The organism is Stappia sp. G46H5W, from assembly GCF_058448995.1.
In genome coordinates this window covers 144,052-165,185 of sequence record NZ_JBZFLL010000002.1, presented here as the reverse complement: position 1 = coordinate 165,185, position 21,134 = coordinate 144,052, and the positions used below count along the sequence as shown (strand labels likewise).

Annotated in this window: 22 protein-coding genes; 7 read left to right on the top strand and 15 right to left on the bottom strand. The window is 66.2% G+C overall.

The features are described 5' to 3' along the window. Nucleotides 1-3: 3 nt before the first annotated feature. Complete coding sequence (locus ACVJ6E_RS06410; RefSeq protein ID WP_120267541.1) at nt 4-648, bottom strand: GntR family transcriptional regulator; 645 nt, start codon at nt 646-648, stop codon at nt 4-6. A gap of 121 nt (nt 649-769) precedes the next feature. On the opposite strand from ACVJ6E_RS06410, the gene ACVJ6E_RS06405 reads away from it, so the two are divergent. Beyond that, on the top strand, nt 770-1,447 hold the full coding sequence (locus tag ACVJ6E_RS06405) for a GntR family transcriptional regulator (protein ID WP_199680995.1): 678 nt from the start codon (nt 770-772) through the stop codon (nt 1,445-1,447). A gap of 20 nt (nt 1,448-1,467) precedes the next feature. Here ACVJ6E_RS06405 and ACVJ6E_RS06400 read toward each other — a convergent pair whose 3' ends face one another. After that, nucleotides 1,468-2,496, bottom strand: a complete 1,029-nt coding sequence (locus ACVJ6E_RS06400) for a phosphotriesterase family protein (RefSeq protein ID WP_120267539.1) — start codon at nt 2,494-2,496, stop codon at nt 1,468-1,470. A gap of 119 nt (nt 2,497-2,615) precedes the next feature. Between ACVJ6E_RS06400 and ACVJ6E_RS06395 the strand changes: the two genes are divergently transcribed. The 3 genes from ACVJ6E_RS06395 to ACVJ6E_RS06385 all read left to right on the top strand — a co-directional run bounded on the left by ACVJ6E_RS06395 (nt 2,616) and on the right by ACVJ6E_RS06385 (nt 5,804). Then, a complete protein-coding gene (locus tag ACVJ6E_RS06395; RefSeq protein ID WP_120267538.1) occupies nt 2,616-3,491 on the top strand; it encodes an ABC transporter substrate-binding protein in 876 nt (291 codons plus the stop codon). 148 nt (nt 3,492-3,639) lie between these two features. Continuing rightward, a complete protein-coding gene (locus ACVJ6E_RS06390; RefSeq protein ID WP_120267537.1) occupies nt 3,640-4,455 on the top strand; it encodes an aspartate dehydrogenase domain-containing protein in 816 nt (271 codons plus the stop codon). Between the two features lie 32 nt (nt 4,456-4,487). Further along, complete coding sequence (locus tag ACVJ6E_RS06385; RefSeq protein WP_147421813.1) at nt 4,488-5,804, top strand: M20/M25/M40 family metallo-hydrolase; 1,317 nt, start codon at nt 4,488-4,490, stop codon at nt 5,802-5,804. 56 nt (nt 5,805-5,860) lie between these two features. Here ACVJ6E_RS06385 and ACVJ6E_RS06380 read toward each other — a convergent pair whose 3' ends face one another. From ACVJ6E_RS06380 to ACVJ6E_RS06350, 7 genes are all read right to left on the bottom strand, one after another. Continuing rightward, the gene (locus tag ACVJ6E_RS06380) at nt 5,861-6,202 is read right to left on the bottom strand and encodes a RidA family protein (RefSeq protein ID WP_067216159.1); all 342 of its coding nucleotides are present in this window, start codon (nt 6,200-6,202) and stop codon (nt 5,861-5,863) included. Next, nucleotides 6,199-7,599, bottom strand: a complete 1,401-nt coding sequence (locus tag ACVJ6E_RS06375; protein ID WP_120267535.1) for an FAD/NAD(P)-dependent oxidoreductase — start codon at nt 7,597-7,599, stop codon at nt 6,199-6,201. Before ACVJ6E_RS06375 ends, ACVJ6E_RS06380 begins: the two co-directional genes overlap by 4 nt. Further along, the gene (locus ACVJ6E_RS06370) at nt 7,592-7,897 is read right to left on the bottom strand and encodes a (2Fe-2S)-binding protein (RefSeq protein WP_491676414.1); all 306 of its coding nucleotides are present in this window, start codon (nt 7,895-7,897) and stop codon (nt 7,592-7,594) included. The genes ACVJ6E_RS06375 and ACVJ6E_RS06370 overlap by 8 nt, the downstream gene beginning before the upstream one ends. Beyond that, nucleotides 7,872-8,972 (bottom strand): FAD-dependent oxidoreductase, encoded by a 1,101-nt coding sequence (locus ACVJ6E_RS06365; RefSeq protein ID WP_120267534.1) that lies wholly within the window; start codon nt 8,970-8,972, stop codon nt 7,872-7,874. Before ACVJ6E_RS06365 ends, ACVJ6E_RS06370 begins: the two co-directional genes overlap by 26 nt. 68 nt (nt 8,973-9,040) lie before the next feature. Beyond that, the gene (gene dctP / locus ACVJ6E_RS06360; RefSeq protein ID WP_120267533.1) at nt 9,041-10,030 is read right to left on the bottom strand and encodes a TRAP transporter substrate-binding protein DctP; all 990 of its coding nucleotides are present in this window, start codon (nt 10,028-10,030) and stop codon (nt 9,041-9,043) included. A gap of 55 nt (nt 10,031-10,085) precedes the next feature. Next, on the bottom strand, nt 10,086-11,384 hold the full coding sequence (locus ACVJ6E_RS06355) for a TRAP transporter large permease (RefSeq protein WP_120267532.1): 1,299 nt from the start codon (nt 11,382-11,384) through the stop codon (nt 10,086-10,088). Then, on the bottom strand, nt 11,381-11,851 hold the full coding sequence (locus ACVJ6E_RS06350; RefSeq protein WP_120267531.1) for a TRAP transporter small permease subunit: 471 nt from the start codon (nt 11,849-11,851) through the stop codon (nt 11,381-11,383). Before ACVJ6E_RS06350 ends, ACVJ6E_RS06355 begins: the two co-directional genes overlap by 4 nt. 135 nt (nt 11,852-11,986) lie before the next feature. On the opposite strand from ACVJ6E_RS06350, the gene ACVJ6E_RS06345 reads away from it, so the two are divergent. After that, complete coding sequence (locus ACVJ6E_RS06345) at nt 11,987-12,907, top strand: LysR substrate-binding domain-containing protein (protein ID WP_120267530.1); 921 nt, start codon at nt 11,987-11,989, stop codon at nt 12,905-12,907. A 153-nt stretch (nt 12,908-13,060) separates the two neighbouring features. Here the strand turns inward: ACVJ6E_RS06345 and ACVJ6E_RS06340 are convergent, their stop codons facing one another. The 4 genes from ACVJ6E_RS06340 to ACVJ6E_RS06325 form a co-directional block, all read right to left on the bottom strand. Continuing rightward, nucleotides 13,061-14,584: a tripartite tricarboxylate transporter permease gene (locus tag ACVJ6E_RS06340; RefSeq protein ID WP_120267529.1), complete on the bottom strand. Its 1,524-nt coding sequence runs from the start codon at nt 14,582-14,584 to the stop codon at nt 13,061-13,063. A gap of 1 nt (nt 14,585) precedes the next feature. Next, on the bottom strand, nt 14,586-15,080 hold the full coding sequence (locus ACVJ6E_RS06335) for a tripartite tricarboxylate transporter TctB family protein (protein WP_158592619.1): 495 nt from the start codon (nt 15,078-15,080) through the stop codon (nt 14,586-14,588). A 91-nt stretch (nt 15,081-15,171) separates the two neighbouring features. Then, the gene (locus ACVJ6E_RS06330; RefSeq protein ID WP_120267527.1) at nt 15,172-16,158 is read right to left on the bottom strand and encodes a tripartite tricarboxylate transporter substrate binding protein; all 987 of its coding nucleotides are present in this window, start codon (nt 16,156-16,158) and stop codon (nt 15,172-15,174) included. Between the two features lie 79 nt (nt 16,159-16,237). Next, entirely contained in the window at nt 16,238-17,959 is a 1,722-nt protein-coding gene (locus tag ACVJ6E_RS06325) for a thiamine pyrophosphate-binding protein (protein WP_147421812.1), read from the bottom strand. Nucleotides 17,960-18,108: 149 nt separating this feature from the next. Here ACVJ6E_RS06325 and ACVJ6E_RS06320 point away from each other — a divergent pair, with 149 nt between their 5' ends. Beyond that, nucleotides 18,109-18,792: a GntR family transcriptional regulator gene (locus tag ACVJ6E_RS06320; RefSeq protein WP_120267525.1), complete on the top strand. Its 684-nt coding sequence runs from the start codon at nt 18,109-18,111 to the stop codon at nt 18,790-18,792. A gap of 112 nt (nt 18,793-18,904) precedes the next feature. Here the strand turns inward: ACVJ6E_RS06320 and ACVJ6E_RS06315 are convergent, their stop codons facing one another. Together ACVJ6E_RS06315 and ACVJ6E_RS06310 are read right to left on the bottom strand one after the other, a co-directional pair. Further along, nucleotides 18,905-19,672, bottom strand: a complete 768-nt coding sequence (locus ACVJ6E_RS06315; protein ID WP_491676442.1) for an SDR family oxidoreductase — start codon at nt 19,670-19,672, stop codon at nt 18,905-18,907. Nucleotides 19,673-19,737: 65 nt separating this feature from the next. Continuing rightward, nucleotides 19,738-20,067, bottom strand: coding sequence for a nuclear transport factor 2 family protein (locus tag ACVJ6E_RS06310; protein WP_120267523.1), 330 nt, complete (start codon nt 20,065-20,067; stop codon nt 19,738-19,740). Between the two features lie 160 nt (nt 20,068-20,227). Between ACVJ6E_RS06310 and ACVJ6E_RS06305 the strand changes: the two genes are divergently transcribed. Continuing rightward, nucleotides 20,228-21,133, top strand: a complete 906-nt coding sequence (locus tag ACVJ6E_RS06305) for a LysR family transcriptional regulator (protein WP_120267522.1) — start codon at nt 20,228-20,230, stop codon at nt 21,131-21,133. Nucleotide 21,134 lies beyond the last annotated feature (1 nt).

Below are 21,134 nucleotides of genomic sequence, written 5' to 3'. Positions count from 1 at the left end.
ATCTCAATAGGTGGAAAGAACCCGCTGGCGCACCTTTTCAAGGTGCTGGGTCATGCACTGGCGCGCAGCCTCAGGATCGCGCGCGGCAAGCGCGGCCAGGATCTCTCGATGGTCCTCGAGGCCCGGCTTGCGCTGTGCCAGCCGCCGCTGCCGTTCGAAGATCGTCGTGTAGCGGCGCATCTGGACGATGGTCTCGGCCATGAACGGATTGCCGCTCGCCTCGCCCAGCCCCTGGTGCAGCGCATCGTCGAAGCGCCAGATCATCGCCGGATCGGGATCGGGATCCTCGTCAATGGCGTGCAGCATGGCGGCAAGCTCGGCGAGCTTGCTCTCGGTGATCTCGGGACAGGCGAGCGCGGCCGCCGTCGGCTCAACAAGCAGGCGCATGGTGAGGCTGTTGAGATAGTCCTTCAAGGTGATGACGCGCACGGTGAGCATGCTCTTGCCGTTGCGCACCAGGAGCCCCTGCCCTTCCAGCCGGCCGAGCGCATCGCGCATCGGCGAACGCGACACGCCGAGGCGGGCGGCCAGCCGCCGCTCCTGCACGACGACGCCTCCGGCCAGTTGCGCCGACAGGATCTCCTCCAGCAGGGCGCGATAGGTCTCGTCCGCGAGACTCGTCTCCGTGCCGGTTTCCTGTTCGGCCATGTGCCGTCTCCACTTCACTATTTGACGATCATGACTGCTATGACGCATGCCTCTTGCCAAGGAAAGCATTTCGCATGAGGTCGAGCCCGCGCAATACCACGCCTTCGGAGGGGCAAGCCAAGTGAGCGTTACGGAGGAAAACAGCGGCGGCGCGTCCGCCCGCGGAAGCCACAGCCTCGCGGCGCTGGCCTACAACGCCGTGTCGGACATGATTCGCCACCGCAAGCTCGGCGGAGGCCATGTCATCGTCGAGGCCCGGCTCGCCGAGACGCTGGGCGTCTCGCGCACCCCCTTGCGCGAAGCCCTGCAGCGGCTGGAAGGCGAAGGCCTCGTCCACAAGGGCGACGGGCGCAACTACGTGGTGCGCCATGTCGATATCGGCGAGTACATCCAGAGCCTGAAGCTGCGCCTGCTGATCGAGCCGGAAGCGGCCGTGCAGGCGATGGGAACCATCCCCAGCCGCAAGCTGATCGAGGTCCGCCACGAGATCGACGACCTGATGGGCACGACTAGCTACCACACGGATGCGCACTGGTTCTCGGACGACCATCTGCACGGGCTGATCATCGACCATTGCGGCAACGACGTGATGGCCCAGGTGCTGCGCAACCTGCGCGCCACGACGCGGCTGTTCGAGATCGGCCAGCTGAAGGATCGCCTGACGCCGGATTCGACGGAGCACCTGATGATCATCGACGCGCTTCAGCGGCAGGACGCCGACGACGTGCGCCGGACGGTGGCCAACCACATCGTCAGCCTGATCGACTTCGCCCGCAAGCACCTCAACATGACCGACTGAAGTACGGCCCCTCGCCCGCCTCACACCAGCGTCAGCAGCCGCGCCGGCGTTTCCTTCAGCAGCAGATCGATCTCGGATTGCACAAAGCCCCGGTCGCGCATCAGGGGAATGACGTTGCGCAGCATGTGCGCATAGCCGTGGCCGCCATGGCACTGCAGGCGCGAACGGGTGCAGATGTCATGCGACAGGACGACATTGCCGCCGAGCCCTTCCTCGAACAGCCGCCGCACCGCATGGATGCGCATGTAGTCGGTCGGAAGGTCGGCCACCGCCATCCAGTATTGCGACTGCTCAATGCCGAAGAAGTCGTATTCCACGACGCAGCCGCGCCGCGCCAGCGCGACGACCTGCTCCACGTTGTCATAGGTGCGGTCCATGTGGTCGATGATGACGCGGGAAAGGTCGGCGCCTGCGGCCTGAAGCACATCGAGGATCTCGTGCGGGGCATCGGGATGGCGGCCGGGATGGACGGTGATCGCCGCGCCGGTGCGCTGCTGGGCAATGGCCCCGGCCGCGAGCGAACGTCGCTCGAACGGGGTCAGCGGCCAGGAGCAGCCGATCTCGCCGATGATCCCACAGCGGATATCCGTGCCCCAGGCTCCTTCCTCGACCTGCGCCGTGACGATATCGGCGAGCGCCTCCTGCGGCAGCGCCAGCGTCGCCTCGTCCTGATAGCCTTCCGTATAGAAGCCGGCGCCGAGCACCACATGCACGCCGGTCTCGGCCGAGATCGCCGCAAGCCCCTTGGGATCCGGGCAAAGCCCGCCGGTGGTCATCTCGACGATGGCGCCGCCGCCCGCCTGCGCGAAGCGGCGGGTCTCGGAGGTCGCGACGGCAAGGTCCTGGAGCCGGTGATTGCCGTGATAGTCGTTCGGCCGGTAGGTGACGTCGAAGGCGTTTTCCAGCGTGATCTCGACCTCTGGCAGGCCCGCGTTTCGACGCGCCGGCGGGGTCAGGTCGCACAGCAGGTGCTCGTGCATCAACGTGTAGCCGAGCGCCTCCGGCGCGACCGGTCCGCACACTGTCTGAACCGTCCCCGCACGCGCCATGCCACTCTCTCCGAGTTCCGTTGATTTTGACCGCTTGCAGACCGCATATAAATGGTATACCGTCCTAATACAATATAAAAACAGGCCTCATCAAACCAACCAGAGCGGAAGATAACCTCATGAAAAACAATGGATTCGATCGCATCCTGAGCGCCGGAATTTCGCGTCGCAGCGTGCTTCTGGGCGCCGCGGCCACTGGCGCTGGCCTTGCCCTTGGCGGCCGCGCTGCCTTTGCGCAGCCGGCACTCGCCCCCCCGCACATCATCAAGCCGGGCACGCTCGTGATGAGCACCAACCCGACGCTGCCCCCGCTCCAGTTCGTCGACGACAAGGGCGAAGTGCAGGGCATGCGCATCGAGCTCGGCAAGGAAATCGCCTCCAAGCTCGGCCTGACGCCGGAATACATCAAGGTCGAGTTCGCGGCGATGGTGCCGGGCCTGGCCGCCGGCCGTTGGGACATGATCAACACCGGCATCTTCTGGACCGAAGAGCGCTCGAAGCTGATGTACATGGTGCCCTACGAGCGCGCCGCCGTGAGCTTCCTCGTTCCCAAGGGCAACCCGAAGAACATCACCAAGTGGGAAGAGCTGGCCGGCCTGTCCGTCGGCGTGGAGCTCGGCGGCATCGAGGAGCGCCGCACCCGCGAAGTCGACACCATGCTCAAGAATGCCGGCCTCGAGGGCATCACCGTCCGCGTGTTCAACAACTTCTCGGAAGCCTTCCAGGCCCTGCGCGCCGGCCAGGTCGACGCGGCGACCTCGATCGACGCGACCGCGAAGTTCCTCGAGGACCGCGACGACTTCACCCGCGCCATCGCCGGCCTGTTCCCGCAGACCGCGACCTTCGCCTTTACCGACAAGACGCTGGCGGAATCGGTCGTCGGCGTGCTGAACGACCTGCGCGCCAGCGGCTTCTACGACGAGCTGTTCACCCGCTACGGCGTGCTGACCATCGAGGAAGAGAAGTTCGCGATCAGCGGCCCCGGACCGGCTTAACCCCGGACCGGCGCGCGGCCAGACAGACGCTCTGACGCGCAACACTCTCCCGGACCTGCCAGGTGCCCTGCGCCCGGCAGGTCCTGCGGCAGGCGGTGCCCCATCACCGCCGCCGCCCCCCTTTACCTGATACGGTCTGGACATCGTGATGAGCACCCGCCCCCGGGACAGGCTCGGGGTCATCGGCTTCGGGCCCATCGGCAGACGACTTGCCGCCCGCTTCCGCGATGCGAGCGAAGGACCGCAACTTGCAGCCCTTCTCGTGCGCGAGCGCCAGGTGGCGGACGCGGCCGCCCTCGCTCCCGATGCTGCGATCTGCACCGACCTCGACAGTTTCCTGAAAGCCCGGCCGACCGTCGCGGTGGAATGCGCCTCGGCCGCAACGCTGGTCGAGGCGGCGCCCGCCCTGCTCGCCTCCGGCTGCGATATCCTGCCGCTGTCGCTCGGCGCCTTTGCCGACTGCGATGCGGAAACCCTTCTGAAGCAGGCTGCCGCCAAGGGCCCGGGGCGCATCGAGGTGCCGGCGGGCGCGCTCGGCTCCATCGGCTTCCTGACCGCCGCCCGCGAGAACGGCCTTGCCCGCGTCGCCATGCGCATCGGCTATCCGCTGGAGCGCTGGCAGATGATGGGGGCGGACCGCTTCATCGCTCTCAAGGGCCTGCGCGAACCGACCGTCTTTCTGGAGGCAAGCGCCCGCGAGATCGCCGCGCAGTTTCCCGGCCATCTCAATGTCACCATCGGCGTCGCGCTGGCCGGTCTCGGCCTCGACGACACCCAGGTGACGCTGCTCGCCGACCCAACCGTTAGCCAGGCCTGGTTCGAGCTTGAGGCCCACTCCGCCTCCGGGCCCGTGCATTTGCGCGTCGACGGACGGGACGCCCCCGTTCACCAGGACCCGCTCGACTACACAACGTTCAGCGTCATGCGCCTCTTGCAGCGCCGTTCGGCGGCCATTGCAACGTGACGGCGGACAAAAAGACCGACAGGGAGACCACCGTGACATCGATCCTGCAGGACATCGCCGACGCTTCGGCGCGCGAGCGTGCGCGCATCCTCGACGGGCTGCGGACCTATGTCCGCGCCGGAAAGGACGGCGAGGCGGCGGTGCAGACCCTGTTCGCCGAGACCGCCGAGGCGCTCGGCTGCACCGTCGAGGCCAGCTCCTACAATCCGGCGGATGTGCGCATGATCGAGGAGTTCGCCGGCGAGGCGGCCATCGATCCGCAGGCCCGCACCAGCATCATCGCACGCTGCAAGGGCGCGGGGCGCGGACGCAGCCTGATCCTTTTCGCCCATCCCGACGGCGAGCCGGTCAAGGGCACCGACCGCTGGCGGCACGACCCGTTCGCCGGCGAGGTGGAGGACGGCCGGCTCTACGGCTGGGGCGTGGCCGACGATCTCTCCGGCGTCGCCGCCGGCCTGCAGGCGCTGGAGCTGCTCGCCTCGCTCGGCCTGCGCCCCGACGGCGATGTGCTGATCGCCAGCACGCCAAGCAAGCGCCATGCGCGCGGCGTGTCGCGGCTGATGCAGGAGGGAATGACGGCGGACGCGGCGCTCTACCTGCACCCGGCCGAGTCCGGTGTCGGGCTGCGGGAGATCAAGGCGCTAGCCTCCGGTCAGGTCGAGTTTCGGGTGATCGTCGAGGGACGGCAGCCGCCGACCACCGAGCCGCTGCAGACCGCCTTCGGGCATCTGGGCGTCAACGCCATCGACAAGGCCTTCGTCATCTGGGACGCCTTGAAGCGGCTCGACGCCCGGCGCGGCGAAGCGGTGCACCACCCCGCGCTGCATGGCGAGGTCGGCCGCTCGACCAACATCATGATGTCCTACATCTCGGCCGGCGATCCGAAGCGGCTCGCCCGTCTTGCGACCAGCTGCACGCTCGGCGCTGCTCTCGCCTTCCCGCCGCCGGAGAAGCTTTCGAACGTCTGCGCGCAGATCGAGGCGGCGGTAGCCGAGGCTGCCGCAAGCGATCCCTGGCTTTCGGAAAACCCGCCACGCATCGTCTGGGACAGCGGCACGACAGGCGCCGAAGTGCCGGGCGACCATCCGCTGCTGCTCGCCGCCCATGAAGCGATCCGCGGGGTCTGCGGTCTGGAAGCGCATGTGAACCCGATGCACACGGGCAGCGACATCCGCAACCCGATGATCCAGAAGGACATCCCGACCATCGGCATCGGCCCGCTGTGCGGCGATCTCAGCCAGAACGACGGCGTCGACGAATGGGTCGACACTGAGGATCACGTGCGCTTCGTCGGCGCGGTTGCCGGCATCATCGCGCAGTGGTGCGGGGTTTCGAAACTGCAGGCCTGAGGCCGCTTGTAGAAGATGATTGCGGCGGCGAGGCATGCCCGCCGCCGCAGAACCCGTCAGTCGCAGGCGGCGGTGACGATGATCTCGACCTTGAGGTCGGCGCGGGCGAGCTTGGCCTCGCCGCAGGCACGGGCGGGCGCGCAGCCGGCCGGCACCCAGGCATCCCAGACCGAGTTCATCTCGGCGAAGTCGTTCATGTCCGCCAGCCAGACGATGGCCTGCAGCATCTTCTCGCGCGAGGAGCCGGCGCGATCGAGAAGCGCCTCGACCCGGGCAAGGCACTCGCGGGTCTGGTCCGCGACGGTTTCGCCCTCGCCGACCTGGCCGCACAGATAGACAACGCCGTTGTGCTTGACGATCTTGCTCATGCGCGTCGCCACATCGATGCGTTCGATCATTCCGTAGTCTCCTTGCTTTGCGGGGCGGCCAATGCCGCCAGTTCGCCCAATGTCACCGGCTTCAACGGCGGCCGGATGCGGTAGTATCCGGTCTCGTCCTGGGTGCGCCCGTTCGCGTCGGCCAGCAGCTCCGTCACGGTCAATCCGCAATAGCGCCCCTGGCACGGTCCCATGCCGACGCGGCCGAAGGCCTTGGTCTGGTTGGGACCGAGGCACCCGATGGAGGCATAGCGCCTGATGTCGCCCGCCGTCACCTCCTCGCAGCGACACACCAGCGTGTCATCCCCCGGAAGCCGCGCGCCGGCAAAGGGCGGATAGGCACTATCGAGGAACGGACGCACCGCCAGCTCGCGCGACAGTGCCGCCTGCAAGGGGCGCGCGGCGCGATCCCGCTCGCCAGGGCTCAGGCGGCCGAGGTCGCAGGCAATGGCCAGCGCAGCGAGCCGGCCGGAAAGCGCGGCCGCCCCGGCCCCGCCGATGCCGCCGCCATCGCCCGCGATGAAGACTGTCTCCAGTCCCGCCGCGCGGCCCCAGGGGGCGCGCTCGGGCAAGAAGGCACGCTGAGCATCGTCCCAGCGGTGCGGAACGCCGATGGAGCGGGCGACCTGGGTGTTGGGCACGACGCCGTGATGCAGCAGCACGGTCGAACAATCGATGCGATGGGTGCGTCCGCCGGCGGCAAAGCTGAGCGCCTGTGCCCGCGAGGCTCCTTCGACAGCAAGTTCGCTCGCAGCGGTGTAGCGGCGCACGCCGGCGCGGCGCAACTCGGCCAGCAAGCCGAGCCCCTTGGTAAGCGCCCGCCAGCCGCGCAATGCACCGCCGATGTGGCGCAGCGCGGCCAGCCGGTCGGAAAAGGTCTGCGTCTCGACCAGGGCGAGCGGCGGCGTGCCGGCCCGGCACATCTGCGCCGCCACGAGATACAGAAGCGGCCCGCAGCCGGCGAGCACTGCTTCCTCGCAGACGATGCCCGACTGCTTGAGCAGGATCTGCGCGGCACCCGCGCTCATCACACCGGGCAGCGTCCAGCCCGGGATCGGCATCGGCCGCTCCAGCGCACCGGTCGCGATCAGCAGCCGGCGCCCCTCGACCAGCTCCGCCTCGCCGTCGAGCGTGAAGGCGACGCGGCGGCTTTCCTCCACCTGCCAGGCGGTGGCGCCTGTCAGATGGCGGATATTCGGATGCGGCAGGTCGCGGACGAGCTCCGCACCCTTGAGATAGTCGGCCCCGAGGATCGCGGCGCGGCTCTCTCCCGCCCGCTCCACATCGCGGTAGATCTGGCCGCCGGCGCGCGGCTGCTCGTCGAGCAGCACCACCGCAAGGCCGGCCTCCGCCGCCGTCCGGGCAGCGGCCATGCCCGCGGGTCCCGCGCCCAGGATGACAAGATCGGCCTCACGCATCCCCGTCCCTCCCCGCGGCCGGCATCGCGATCTCCATGCCGGGATCGACCTCGCACATACAGGCCTGGCGGGTGACGCCATCGATCTCCACCAGGCAGTCGAAGCAGGCGCCCATCATGCAGAACGGGGCGCGCGGTGCGCCGGAAACGGGCGTGCGGCGAAACGGGGTGACGCCGGCGGCCAGCAGCTCGGCGGCAAGATTTCCGCCCTCGCGCAGCATCAGGTCCTGGCCGGAAAAGCGGACGCGGACCCTTGCCCTCTCCGGCTCCAGCTCACGAAAGGTCGAAGCGGTCTTCACTGAACACCTCCAGGTCGGGGGCCTGCGCCGTGCCTTCCAGCCAGTCGGGCAGGAAACGGGCATGGGCGGCGGCAAGCGTCACTCCGCTGTGACAGGTCACGAGATAGGCGCCGGGCATCTCGCGGCTTTGCTGGTAGATCGGCAGCCCATCGGGCGACAGCACCCGCAACGCGCCCCAGGAGCGCACCAGCTGGGCCTTCGCCAGAACCGGATAGGCGGTGATGGCCTGCGCGGCGATCCCCGCCATGCCGTCCACCGTCACCGTGTCGTTGTGGCCGACTTCCTCGTTGGTCACGCCGATCTGGACGCCGCCCTCGTCCACCTGGCGGGCGATCAGCGAGGGGCGGTTGAAGATCTTCGGCAGTTTCTCGGTGATCAGCACCTGGCCGCGCTGCGGCCGGATCGGCGCGCGAAAGCCCATCTGCGGCCCCAGCACCGCAGAGCCGAGGCCGGCGGAGAGCACCGTGCGCGCCGCCTCCACGATGGTGCCGTCTGTGCACTCGATGCGGAACACGTCGTTGCGGGTGATGGACTGCACGCTCTTGCCGTTGAGCACCCGCCCGCCCCGGCGCCGGACATCAGCGGCCAGCGCCCGCAGCAGCTTCAGCGGATTGGCGTGGCCGTCCTGGTGATGCAGGATCGCGCCGACGACCTTCGGCCCGATTGCCGGCTCCTCCATCCGCAGTTCGTTGTGGCCGAGCACCTCGTAAGGATAATTGCCGCCGAGCTTCGCCTTCAGCACCTCGTAGCGCGCGACGGTCTCGGCCAGCGTTTCCTCGGAAAAATGCAGATCGTAGCCGCCGTTCTGCTGAAGCGCGGGATCCTCGCCCGTGCCCTCGCGCAGCTCGTCGGCAAAGTCGCGCCAGGCGGCGGCCGAGCTTTGCGACCAGCTGGCATAGCGCGGCTGGTTCATGCCCTTCGACTGCACCCAGACGAGACCGAAATTGCCGCGGCTGGCGCGAAAGCTGCCGTCGTCGCCGTCGATCACGGTGACCGAGCGCCCGCGCCCCAGCAGGCCCCAGGCAACGGAAAGGCCCACGACGCCCCCACCGATGATGGCGTAGTCAGAATCCATGACGATGTCCGATCAGATTGAAAAGGATGCCGGGCAGCGCGACGCCGCCCGGCAGGCAAGAGGCAAGGTCAGTTGCGGGCGCTGTCGAGAACGGAACGCGCCCAGTCCTCGCCGATGTCCTTCAGCACCTCGGGCCACACCGCCTCGCGCACCGTCTCGGCCATCGCCGACAGTTGCTCGTCGGAGAGCTCCACCACATTGGTGCCGAGCTCGTCAGCCAGCCGCTTCTCGTTCTTCGCCTGGTCCTGCTCGGCAACGGTCCAGCGCAGGGTCTCGAACTCGGTCGCGACACGCTGCATGGCCGCCTGGACGTCGGGGTTAAGGCCCTCGAACACCTCGGTCGAGATGATCATGAACCAGACCTCGAAATGGGTGTTGGCAGGAATGTAGGTCTTGGTCACATCGCGGAAGGAGGAATAGTAACCCTCCGCGCCCGAACCGATCACCCCGTCGACCACGCCGGTCTGGATCGCGGTGAAGGCTTCCGAGAACGGGATCGGCGAGGGAATGTAGCCGAGCGCCTCGCCGGTGAGCTGGAAGCTCTTGATGCCGGGAACGCGCACCTTGATGCCCTTGGCCTCGGTCGTGCCGGGCGTCACCGCGTCGCGGTTGAGGGCAATGCCGCCGAAATAGACCGGATAGGCCGCCAGCATCGTGATGTCCTGCCCGGCAAAGAGCTCCGCCATGGTGGCGTGCATCGCCCCGCCGCGGCCGTAGACCTTGCGCGCTTCCTCCCAGTTGGAGGCGAGGAACGGCAGGGAGGCAATCTGCATCCGACGGTCAGCAGCGGTCGCCGCCGGCTGGACGGACATGTCGATGGCCCCGACCGACACGCGCTCCTGCACGGTGGTGTAGTCGCCGAGCGCAGAGGCGGCGAAGATCTGGATATTGACCTCCCCGGCGCTCGCCTCGCGGATCGCATCGGCGAAGACCTTCAGCTCGGTGTCGATGGTCGTGCCCTGCGGACGGACATGGCTCATCTTCAGGTCTGCGGCCTGGGCAAGACCGGCGGTGGCCAGCAATACTGCGGCGGCAGTGATGTGCAGAACGTGTTTCATGGTACCTCCTCTTTGGGTTTCTAAAAGGTCGGGTTTCTTCTTGTTGTTGTCGGGGTCAGTAGCCGAATAGCCTCGGCAGGTAGAGCGACAGGTCCGGCCAGAACGAGGTCAGGAAGACGACCGGCAGGTATCCCGTGACGATCAGCATCATCGCCGGCGGGATCACCTTGGTGACCTTCACCTTGCCGATGCGCGCACCGAGATAGAGGATCGAGGCATAGGGCGGCGTCACACCGCCCATGGCCGTGTTCACTCCCATGATCGCGGCGAACTGCACGGGCGAGACGTCCATCGCCTGCATCAACGGCATCAGGAGCGGGGCGACGAGGAGAATGGCCGTCGTGTCGTTGACCACCATGCCGATCAGGAAGAGCAGCAGGTTGATCAGGATCAGCAGCAGGACCTTGTTCTCGGTGATGCCGAAGATCGCCTGGACGATCTGCTGCGGGATGCCCTCGTAGACGAACATCTGGCCGACGATCATCGAGAACAGGATCATCAGCATGATCGCGCCGACCGCGGTGGCCGCTTCCTTGCCGGCGAACAGGAAGTTCTCGAGCTTCAGCCCCTTGTAGACGAGGAAGCCGACCGGCACGGCGTAGATCACCGCGAGCGCCGCCGCCTCTGTCGGCGTGACGATGCCGCCATAGATGCCGCCGAGAATGATCACCGGCATCAGCATCGCCGGGAAGGCGTGGACACCGCGCCGCGCCACCTCGCCGGCAAGCTCCCCGAGCGCCGGCTTTTCATCCAGCACCAGGTTGAACTTGCGCGACATCCACAGGTTCACGACCGAGAAGTTGAACATGATCAAGAGGCCCGGCCCGAGCGTTGCCAGGAAGCAGGCGAGGATCGAGGTCTCGGTCACCCAGCCGAACAGGATCATGCTGAGGGATGGCGGGATCAAGAGGCCGAGGATCGAGGAGTTGGCGATCAGCGCCGTTGCGTATTCGCGCGGGTAGCCGCGCTTTTCCATCTCCGGAATCAGGAGCGGGCCGATCGCCGAGATGCCGGTCAGGCCGGAGCCGGAGATCGCACCGATCACGGCGCAGCTCACTGCCGCAACGATGCCGAGGCCGCCGCGCACATGGCCGACAAAGGCGTTGACGAAGCGCAGCAACGAGGCCGCGATGCCACTTTCCGACATCACCGCGCCGGCAAGCACGAAGAGCGGAATAGCCAGCAGGACGGGATTTCCCAGCTGCTGGAAGCCCCAAAGCACCATGCCCTTCATGGTGACGTCGCCGAGATAGTACATCACCATCAGCGCGGCGCCGAAGCACCAGGGCAGCGGAACGCCGAAGGACAGCGTGACGACGAGGGCGGCAATGGCCAGCAACGCGATCTCGATCATCGTGCCGCCTCCCCTGCCAGGGCGCGGACATGGCCGACCATGTGGATCACCGTATAGAGCATCATCAACGCAAGGCCGATCACCAGCGCCACATCCGAATAGAAGGTCGGGATGTAGAGGGTCGGGCTCTCCTTCCACACGCGCCAGGCGTAGCGGGTGAAGTCCCAGGCCCAGTAAAGCAGCCAGAGGCCGATGATCAGGCTGAGGATCTCGCCGATAATGGCGAGGATCGTGTGCTGTCGCTTCGTCTTGAGGAAGATCTCGAGAACGTTGGCCCGGATATGGCTGTTCTCCCGCGAAGCATTGACCGCGCCCAGGATGTAGAGCCAGAGCGTCGGATACATCATCGTCTCCTCGAGCCCCATCACAGGAACCTGGAAGACATAACGCGTGAGCGCCTGAGCAAACTGGCCAAGGGCCACGATGCATATCAGCGTGGTCAGCAGGTATTTTGCAAACCTGTCCAAAACACTCCTCCCTCTCATGACGGTCTTGCGAGCGCCACAGCAACCTCCATTGCAGTTGCCATTGTCGGATTTGCTATGGCATAAAATCAAATTAGAATTACTGCTATATCCATAGAGTGGGTCTATAGGTCGGACATGAACCTGTCGTTCCGCCAGTTGCAGACATTCGTCGAGGTAATGCGCACCGGCTCGGTCTCCGAGGCGGGGCGCTCCCTCGGCCGGACGCAGCCGGCGGTCAGTGCCATGATCTCCGGCCTGGAACGGGAGATCGGCTTTCCGCTGTTCGAACGCGAGCGCGGCCGGCTGATCGCCCGGCCCGAGGCCCACTACTTCCTGGAAGAAGCGGAGTTCGTGCTGGAACGGCTGTCGCATTCGGCGCGCACGCTCCAGGAAATCGGCAATCTGGAAAAGGGCAAGCTCCGGATCGCCTGCAATCCGGCGGCATCCGGCTTCTTCATGCCCAAGGTGGTGGCCGGCTTCCTGCGCGAGCGGCCGCAGGTCGAGGTGTCGCTGATGATGCAGTCCTCGGTGGTCATCACCGACTGGATCGCCTCGCAGCAATATGACATCGGCCTTGCCGAAACGTCCGAGCCGCGACGCACGATCCGCGCACAGAATTTCGCCTTTCCCGGGCTTTGCGCAATGCCCGTGGACGATCCGCTGACCGCCCGCAAGGTGATCACTCCGGCGGCTCTCGACGGGCGGCCGCTCGCGATGCTGTACGACGATCACGTCACCGCGGTGCAGACCTATCGTGCGTTTCGCGATGCGGGCGTCCGGCTCAACCGCCGCTTCGAGCTGCGCACCTTCCTGCCCGCGCTACAGCTCGTCTCGGAAGGGTTGTGCTGCGCGATCTGCGACAGCTTCACCGCCATCAGCCATGAGGAAACGTTCGGACGAGCCAGCAGCATCGTCTTCCGCCCGTTCGAACCGGAAGTGAAGCTCGACCTGTCGCTGATGACGCCCGCCAACCGTCCGCTCTCCATGCTGGTGCAGGAATTCGCCGCGGAGCTGACCGGCCAGTTGGCCGAGCTCGCCGCAAGGCGGGACTGGTAAGCCGCCGGGCACGAGCGGTCGGACCGGACATGAGCCGCTGCGCGGGATGCAGGCAGCAGGGCGCTGCGGCAAGGAACTGTCCCCCGGCACATGGGGCCATCACGGCCGGGGGACGCCATGGCCAGGGGAAGCCACGGCCGGGAAAGCGGGCTGTTACGCCCCCTCCCCCTTTTGAGCTGCAGCAGCAAGGCGCGCTGGCCGGATCCGCAGGAACCAGACGAAGGCCGCCGTCATCAACAGCAGGATGACGCTTGCCGGGCTGCGCAGGAAGATCGTCGGATCGCCTTCGGAGACGATCAGCGAGCGGCGCAGGAACTCCTCGAAATAAGGCCCGAGGATCACGCCCATCAGCGCCGGGACGACCGGATAGCCGAAGCGGCGCAGGAAGTAGGCGAGCACGCCGATGGCCAGCGCCATCCACATCTGGAAGATCGAGAAGGACGAGGCATAGACGCCGACCATCGAGATCAGGCCGATGAAGGCATAGAGAAAACCCCGGTTGATCTGCGACAGGCGCAGATAGACCGGACCGAAGGCCAGCACCGACACGAAGACGAAGATCGAGGCGACGAAGAGCGCGGCGAACATCGGCGCGATCAGCGGGAAATTCGCGCCCAGCAGCGCCGGCCCGGGAACCAGGCCGTGGATCAGCAGCACGCCGAAGATGATCGCGGTCACTGCATCGCCCGGAATGCCCATGGTCAGCAGCGGAATGACCGCGCCTCCGCACATGGCGTTGTTGGCGCTTTCGGAAGCCGCCAGCCCCTCATAGGAGCCCTTGCCGTACTGTTCGGGATGCTTCGAGCCACGCTTGGCATCGGCATAGGCGATGAAGGAGGCCATCGACGCGCCGCCGCCCGGCAACATGCCGATCACGACGCCGATGACCGAGCTCTTGACCGAGTTCCACACGCCGATCTGGCGCAGATGCTCGCGGCGGGGAATGAAGTCGCGCCGACGCGGCCGCGACACTTGCGCGGCAGACACGCCCTGCACCAGCTTCGCCGGCATGCCGGACTGCGCGATCATCTCGCAGATGGCGAACAGGCCGATCACCGCCGGCAGCAATCCGACGCCCTCGATCAGATGGTAGCTGCCGAAATCGAAGCGCCCGACCGGCGCCATCGGATCCATGCCGACGGTCGAGATCATCAGACCGATGGCCATGGCGACCATCGCCTTCAACAGCGACCCTTGCGAGACGATGGTCACGGTGACGATGGCCAGCAGAACGAGCGAGAACTTATCCGGCGTGCGGAACAGAAGGGCCAGACTGCTGACGGGCTGGGCCAGCGAGATCAGCACCACGGTGCCGATCAGCCCGCCGATGGCGGAGGACAGCGCGCTGACGCCTAGCGCCTGCACCCCTTCGCCGCGCTTCATCAGGGCGTTGCCCTCGATCGTGGTGATCGCCCCGGACGGTGCGCCCGGGATGTTCAGCGTGATGCCCGTGATCGAGCCCGCATAAATGCCGGCCATGTAGATGCCCGCCACCATCACCAACGCATCGGCGACCTTCATCCCGAAGGTGAAGGGCAGCAGCAGGGCGATGGCGAGCGTCGCGGTTAGACCGGGAATGGCACCGAAGACGATGCCCAGCAGAAAACCGCCGATGAGATAGAGGAAGGTTACGGGGTCGGTGAGCGCCAGGAAACCGTCGGCAAGCTGTCCAAACATCTCACAACTCCCACATCGGCAGGTAGAGCCCGAACAGCTTCACGAAGAACAGCCAGCCGAACACCGTGATCGCGGCGGAGGTCAGGACGGCAAAGATCACCGACCGGGCCCAACTGCCGCTTTGTTCGTAGTTGAAGAACAGGGAGATCGCGAAGGTGTAGAGCGCGGCGGCGACGATATAGCCGGCGTAGAAGAACACGATCACGAACAGGCTGATCAGGGCGATGGCCACCAACGGGCCGACAATGCCGACCCGAGGGATCGCGCTCAGAGCGCGTTCGGCATCTGGCACCGGCTCGGGGCTGCGGAATTCGTCGACCAGGATCTTCAGAACCGCGACATAGACGAAGCCGCATAGCAGCATCGGCATGAAGGCCGGGCCCGGCTCGCCGGTCACAAAGGGGAACGGCATGACCAGCACCTGGCTGGCATAGACCGTGTTCAATCCGAGCAGGACAAATGCAAACAGCACCTGCCCAGTGACACGTCGCGTCATTGGCATACCCTCCTGCGCCGGCAAGACGCAGTCCCAAGGCGGATCAGGAACACAAATCGGGCGGGACCACTCGGCCCCGCCCGACTAGGCCTTACTTCTGCAGCAAGCCGTCGGCGATCAGCTGGTCGATCAGCGCGAACGCCTTCTTCTGCGACTGCTCGACATAGGCCGCGGTCTCGTCCGCGTTCATCCACACCGCGCCCATGCCCGTCTCCTTGGCGGTCGCCTGGAACTCGGGCATCTCGAAGACGGCGGCAAAGCCTTCCTCAAGGGTCTTGCGGATCGCCGGATCGACCTCGGCCTGGGTGCCGACCAGGCGGAAGCCGCCCCACACGACGTCATAGCCGGCTTCCTTGAAGGTCGGGACCTCGGGGAAGTTCGGATCGCGCTTGTCGGCCATCACGCTGAGCACACGGGCCTGGCCGCTGTCGATGGCCGCATAGGCGGCGGAGATGCTGATGGAGGCCGCCTCGGTCTCGCCGGAAAGCAGAGCCTCGCGCTGCGCGGCCGAACCGCCCGGATACGGGATGTGCTGCACCTCGATGCCCGCCTGGCTGGCGAAGTCGAGCGCCGGCAGGTGCCAGACACCTCCGGTGCCGACATTCGAGATCTTCAGCGTGCCCGGCGCGGCCTTGGCGGCCTCGACGAACTCCTGGAGCGTCTGCCAGGGCGAGTCCGCACGCACCACGATCGCCGTCGGGTGGACGGTGACCGAGCCGAGATAGGCGAGCTGCTTGGTATCGAAGCCCGGCACCAGATCGTAATACGGCACGGTGATCACGCTGTCCCAGGTCAGCGAGCCGATGGTGTAGCCGTCGGGACGCGACTTCATCAGGCGCAGCGTGCCGACGCCGCTCTGCGCACCGGTGATGTTCTGCGTGTTGATGCCGACGCCGAGCGACTTCTCGGCAAAGCTCATGAAGGTCCGCATGACGGTGTCCGTGCCACCGCCAGCGCTCCACGGCATGATGTGAACGAGGTCCTTGCTGGGATAGTCCTGGGCGCCGGCCGCCGGCGCGAACGGCAGCGACATCGCCGCGGCCACGATCAGGGCCTTGGACAGGTTAGCGAATTTCATGAGCTCATTCCCTCTGGTTTGCTGATGTTGATTGAAAGCCCGGTGAAAAAGGGGATGGCAGGCCCTGCCCGCCTCTGGGTCAGGCGAAATACGGCAGCTTCCGCTCCTTGGCCGAGCGGACCCAGGCCGGCACGAAGGGGACGATCTTGTCCTGCGAGGGCACCATCATCTCGATGAAGTTGGCGCCCGGATTGGCGATCGCCTCGCTGAGCACCGCCTCGATCTGGTCCTCCGAGGTGATCCGCGCCGCCTTGAAGCCGAAGCCTTCCGCGACCTTCACGTAATCGACGGCACCGAAATCGGTGGTCCAGGGCGCATCGACATTGTCGAGCAGGATCGCCTCGCCGCGGATCCAGCCATAGGTGTCGTTGCGGGTCAGGATGACGGTGATGTTCTTGCCGCTACGGCGGATGGTCTCGAAATCGCCGAGCACGAAGGCCAGCGAGCCGTCGCCGGTGAAGGAGATCACCGGCCCGTCCGAGGCGAAGGCCGCGCCGATGCCGGCCGGAACCGAATAGCCGAGCGAGCCCATCGAGTAGTTGGTGATGTAGCGGCGCCCCGCCTCGCGCACCGACATCAGCGCAGACGGATAGATGGCGCTCACGCCCGGCTCGGCGGTGACGATGGCATCGGCAGGCAGGATGCGGTCCAGCACCTGCGTCAGCTTGACCGGCGAGACGGTGCCTTCCGGCATCGGCATGTTGGAGTTGAACACCGCATCGAGCGCGGTGCGCTTCATGTCCGTGAGGTCGATCTTGTCGCGCTTGACGGCCGGATGCTCGGCGCGGATCAGCTCGACCATGTATTCGAGCGTGGCACGCGCATCCCCCACCATGCCGACCTTCAGCGGGAAGTTGTTGCCCACATGCGCCTCGGCGATGTCGAGGTGCAGGAAGGTCTTGGTCTTCGGGTCGCCGTAGAGCTTCCAGTGGTCGGTACCGCTGGAATCGGTGTTCGAACCGATGAAGAAGACCGTGTCGGCCTCGCGGACATAGGAGTTGGAATACTCCATGCCGCCGCGCGCACCGATCACCCGCAGCGACAGCGGGTGGGTCTCGGGGATCACGCCCTTGGCGGGCGTGGTGGTTCCGACGGGGATCTGCAGCAACTCGGCAAGGTCGAGCACGGCCTGCGTCGCCTTGGAGATGAGCGCGCCCTGTCCGCAGACGATGACCGGCTTCTTTGCGGCCAGCAGCACATCGATTGCGGCACGGATCCGGCTGTGATCGGCGACCGGACGGTGGGCGGGGAAGAACTGGTACTCCGGCTCGGCATAAAGGTCGGTGATCTCCGCCTCCTCATGGAAGACGTTGATCGGCACGCGGATATGCACCGGCGCCGGGCGGCCGGAGGTGGCGACGCGGAAGGCGCGGCGCAGCAGGAACGGGATCTCCGCCACCTTGGTGAGGACGAAGGATTCCTTGCAGATGGCGGCATAGAGCGCCGTCTGGTCGACGCCGGTCAGGCCGTGCTTCTTGTCCTGGTTGATGGGAATGTCGGAGCTGAAATAGATCACCGGAACCGAGCTGAGATAGGCCTCGGTGATGCCCGGCGTGCAATGGGTGACGCCCGGGCTCGGGGCCTCCAGCACGCAAGGACGGCCGGTGATCTTGGCATAGGCCTCCGCGGCGAAGGACGCGGTCCGCTCGTCGCGGGTGAGCACGTATTCGATGTTCGAGTGCTCCTGCCATTCCTTGTACCAACCGATGGTCGTCTCCCCCGGAAGGCCGAAGACATGCCGGACGCCATGCAGCTCCAGCATCTTCAGGATGACCTGAGCGCCATTCATCGTCTGTGTCACGAAAGCCTCTCTCGTCGCCGCGCGCGATCTTGCATTCCATTCTGTATACAGGACGATACACAGAACAAAACACAATTCAATTGTTTTTTCGGGACCGATGGCTAGAGTGATTTGCAGGGACGGCGCGGGAAGTGGAACTCATTGAAAAAATGACAAGAACCGAAGGAAGTGTTGAGCGGACGTACCGGGAGCTCAAGGAAATGGCGGCGAATTACCGGTTCAAGCCGGATTCACGCCTGAACGAGAGCGAGCTGGCCAAGAAGCTCGACACCAGCCGAACTCCCTTGCGCGAGGCGCTCAACCGTCTGGTCGCCGAAGGGTTTCTGACCTTCCGCAGCGGCCAGGGCTTCTTCTGCCGCTCGCTGACGCCAGCCGAGATCATGGACCTCTACGAGGCCCGCGCCGCCATCGAGTGCGAGGCGGCCAAGCTCGCGGCCCTGCGGGCCAAGCCCGAGGATGTCGCGGCACTGGAAACGTTCCTCAACGAGTCCCGTGTCGACTATCAGCCCGGCACGTCGCCCGTCGATCTCGTGCGGCTGGACGAGGAGTTCCACACGCGGCTGACCGCGCTCTCCGGCAATGCCGAGATGGTGCGGATGCTGGAGAATATGAACGGACGCATTCACTACGTCCGCCTGATCGACCTCAAGACGCTGTGCGAGCGCGACGGGCCCGACAGCGTGACCACGGACCCGCACCAGCGGATCCTGGAAGCCGTGAAGCGCGGCGACGCGGACGCCGCGCGGGCCGAAATGGCCGCCCATATCGAACGGCGCCTGGAATCGATCACCGAGAATGTGCGCAACGCCTTCGCGCAGCTCTACGCACCCTGACGCCCTCGCTCGGCCGCAGCCGGCCTTGCCCGCGCGCCGAGATCGCCACCGGACGAACCCGAGAAAAAGGGCGGACGGGATCTCCCCATCCGCCCGTCCTGCAGCGCAGCTCTCACACCGTCGGCACGGTGCCCCCGTCGATCACATATTCGGTGCCCGTGATGCTGCCGGCCCGTTCGGACGCGAGGAAGGCGACCAGATTGGCGACCTCCAGCGGCGTTGACGGCCGGCCGAGCGGGATGCCGCCGAGCGAGGCCATGATCAGCCTCTTGCCCTCCTCGACCCCGACACCCTGTTCCGCCGCCAGCCGCTCAGCCAGATGCACGGAGGCCTCGGTCTCGATCCAGCCCGGCGACACCCGCACGACCCGCACCCCGCGCGGAGAGACTTCCTTCGAAAGAGCCTTGCTGTAGGTCGACAGGGCAGCCTTCGCCGCCGCATAGGCGGTCGTCGCCTCCGGCAGGGGCAGTTCCCGTTGGATCGACGTCACGTGGATGACGACGCCGCTGCCGCGCGACACCATGTCCGGCACCAGCTCCCGGTCGAGGCGGACCGCCGGCATCAGGTTGAGGTTCAGCTCCCGGCCCCACTCCTCATCGGTGAGAGCAAGAAAGCCGCCCGCGGGGGCAGAGGAGCCGCCGAGCATGTGCACGAGGAGATCCACCCCGCCCATCCGCTCGCGTGCTGCAGCAGCCAGGCTTGCGCATCCCTGCGCGGTGGTCAGGTCTGCCGCGAAGAACCCGTCGTCGGACTGCCCCTCGGTCCTGTTTCTGGCAGAGGTCAGGACCTGCGCACCAAGCTGGCGAAACAACTCGACGGTTGCGGCCCCTGCCCCGCGCGTGCCGGAGGTTATCAGCGCCCGCTTGCCCTCAAGGCTCAGGAACGGGGGCGCGTCCGAACGTGCTGATGCCTGCCTCTGGCCGGCGGCGACCGGCGGACGGCCGCTCACGGGACGATCTCCAGCTCCGCGATCTTTCCTTCCCTGAGGAGAAAGAAATAACGCAGGTCGACGGGACTGCCCGGAAAGTTGCCTTCCAGATGACTGGTCACCACTGTCCGCTCGCCATCTCTGGCGCAGGAGAACGGCACGCAGGTGTAGCTGTATTTCGCCGAGGCATCGGCCTTCCAGCGCCGGATTTCCTCAAGGCCCGAATGCGTCCTGCGCTCGTCCCTGACGACGGCGTCACGGGCAAAACAGCCCAGCATCGCGTCGACTTCATTGTCTCTGTCGGCCGCGAAATATGTCGCGACAACCGAGGGAAGATCGATGGTCATAACCGTGTCCTTTCATTCCCCTGTTCCGGCGGCGGCAAGCACGGGGCCCAAGGGTGCGGACCCCGCCCGGCCTGCCGGCGCTTGTCGCACCAACTTATGGATGGACCGGCTCCCCGATAAGCGGGATAAAGAGGGACGTTAAATCTCGAAAAACGGGACAATGACCCGACACAGCCTGATCGAACTGGACGCCGTGCTCGCAATCGCTCGTCGCGCCTCGTTTCGCGCCGCGGCGCTGGACCTCGGCATGTCGACGACGGCGCTCAGCAACACGATCGCCAAGCTGGAGCGCGAACTCGGAGTGCGCCTGTTCAACCGCACGACGAGAAGCGTGTCGCTGACCGACGCGGGGAGGAATTTCGTCGAACGGGTCGGACCGGCCCTCCAGGACATTCACGGCGCGATGGATGCTGTCCGCTCGCAGCAGGACACGCCTTCAGGAGTGCTGCGGATCAACACCTTCGCCACCGCCGCCCGCGCGATCCTGTCCCCGCTCATCCTCAGGTTCCTGCAGCGCTATCCGCAGGTGCAGGTCGATATCGTCACCGAAGGCCGGCTGGTCGATATCGTCGCCGAAGGTTTCGACCTCGGGCTGCGCAGTGCCGATCTTGTTCCCAGCGACATGATCGCGGTCAGGCTGGGCCCGGAACGCCGTTTCGCCGTCGTCGCTTCGCCGGACTATATGAAGGAGCGGGAAAGACCGCGCGTCCCGACGGACCTTCTGCGGCACGAATGCGTGCGCGTCCGGCTGCCCGACGGCAGCCTTTTCCGCTGGAAGTTCGAGAAGGACGAAAAGCCCGTCCAGATCGACGTGAAGGGCCGCCTGACGCTCGATGAAGCGAGCCTTGCGCGCATGGCTGTGCTGGAGGGAACCGGCATCGGCTTCTTCATGGAAGAGGACGTGCAGCAGGACCTCGCGGCCGGCCGGCTGGTGCGGTTGCTGGAGGACTGGACGCCCCGGCAACCGCCGCTTTGCCTGTACTATCCGGGCCGCAAAAACCCCTCCGCCGCGTTCAGGGCCCTTGTCGAGATGGCCAGAAGTCTGGCCGCCGAACCGGCGAGTTAGG

Bases quoted from the DNA above. Each gene is read 5' to 3' on its own strand.
- ACVJ6E_RS06395 (WP_120267538.1), top strand. From the start codon at position 2,616: ATGAAAAACAATGGATTCGATCGCATCCTGAGCGCCGGAATTTCGCGT.
- ACVJ6E_RS06330 (WP_120267527.1), bottom strand. From the start codon at position 16,158: ATGAAATTCGCTAACCTGTCCAAGGCCCTGATCGTGGCCGCGGCGATG.
- ACVJ6E_RS06400 (WP_120267539.1), bottom strand. From the start codon at position 2,496: ATGGCGCGTGCGGGGACGGTTCAGACAGTGTGCGGACCGGTCGCGCCG.
- ACVJ6E_RS06320 (WP_120267525.1), top strand. From the start codon at position 18,109: ATGACAAGAACCGAAGGAAGTGTTGAGCGGACGTACCGGGAGCTCAAG.
- ACVJ6E_RS06345 (WP_120267530.1), top strand. From the start codon at position 11,987: ATGAACCTGTCGTTCCGCCAGTTGCAGACATTCGTCGAGGTAATGCGC.
- dctP (WP_120267533.1), bottom strand. From the start codon at position 10,030: ATGAAACACGTTCTGCACATCACTGCCGCCGCAGTATTGCTGGCCACC.
- ACVJ6E_RS06335 (WP_158592619.1), bottom strand. From the start codon at position 15,080: ATGACGCGACGTGTCACTGGGCAGGTGCTGTTTGCATTTGTCCTGCTC.
- ACVJ6E_RS06390 (WP_120267537.1), top strand. From the start codon at position 3,640: ATGAGCACCCGCCCCCGGGACAGGCTCGGGGTCATCGGCTTCGGGCCC.
- ACVJ6E_RS06340 (WP_120267529.1), bottom strand. From the start codon at position 14,584: ATGTTTGGACAGCTTGCCGACGGTTTCCTGGCGCTCACCGACCCCGTA.
- ACVJ6E_RS06380 (WP_067216159.1), bottom strand. From the start codon at position 6,202: ATGATCGAACGCATCGATGTGGCGACGCGCATGAGCAAGATCGTCAAG.
- ACVJ6E_RS06310 (WP_120267523.1), bottom strand. From the start codon at position 20,067: ATGACCATCGATCTTCCCTCGGTTGTCGCGACATATTTCGCGGCCGAC.
- ACVJ6E_RS06410 (WP_120267541.1), bottom strand. From the start codon at position 648: ATGGCCGAACAGGAAACCGGCACGGAGACGAGTCTCGCGGACGAGACC.
- ACVJ6E_RS06375 (WP_120267535.1), bottom strand. From the start codon at position 7,599: ATGCGTGAGGCCGATCTTGTCATCCTGGGCGCGGGACCCGCGGGCATG.
- ACVJ6E_RS06365 (WP_120267534.1), bottom strand. From the start codon at position 8,972: ATGGATTCTGACTACGCCATCATCGGTGGGGGCGTCGTGGGCCTTTCC.
- ACVJ6E_RS06355 (WP_120267532.1), bottom strand. From the start codon at position 11,384: ATGATCGAGATCGCGTTGCTGGCCATTGCCGCCCTCGTCGTCACGCTG.
- ACVJ6E_RS06305 (WP_120267522.1), top strand. From the start codon at position 20,228: ATGACCCGACACAGCCTGATCGAACTGGACGCCGTGCTCGCAATCGCT.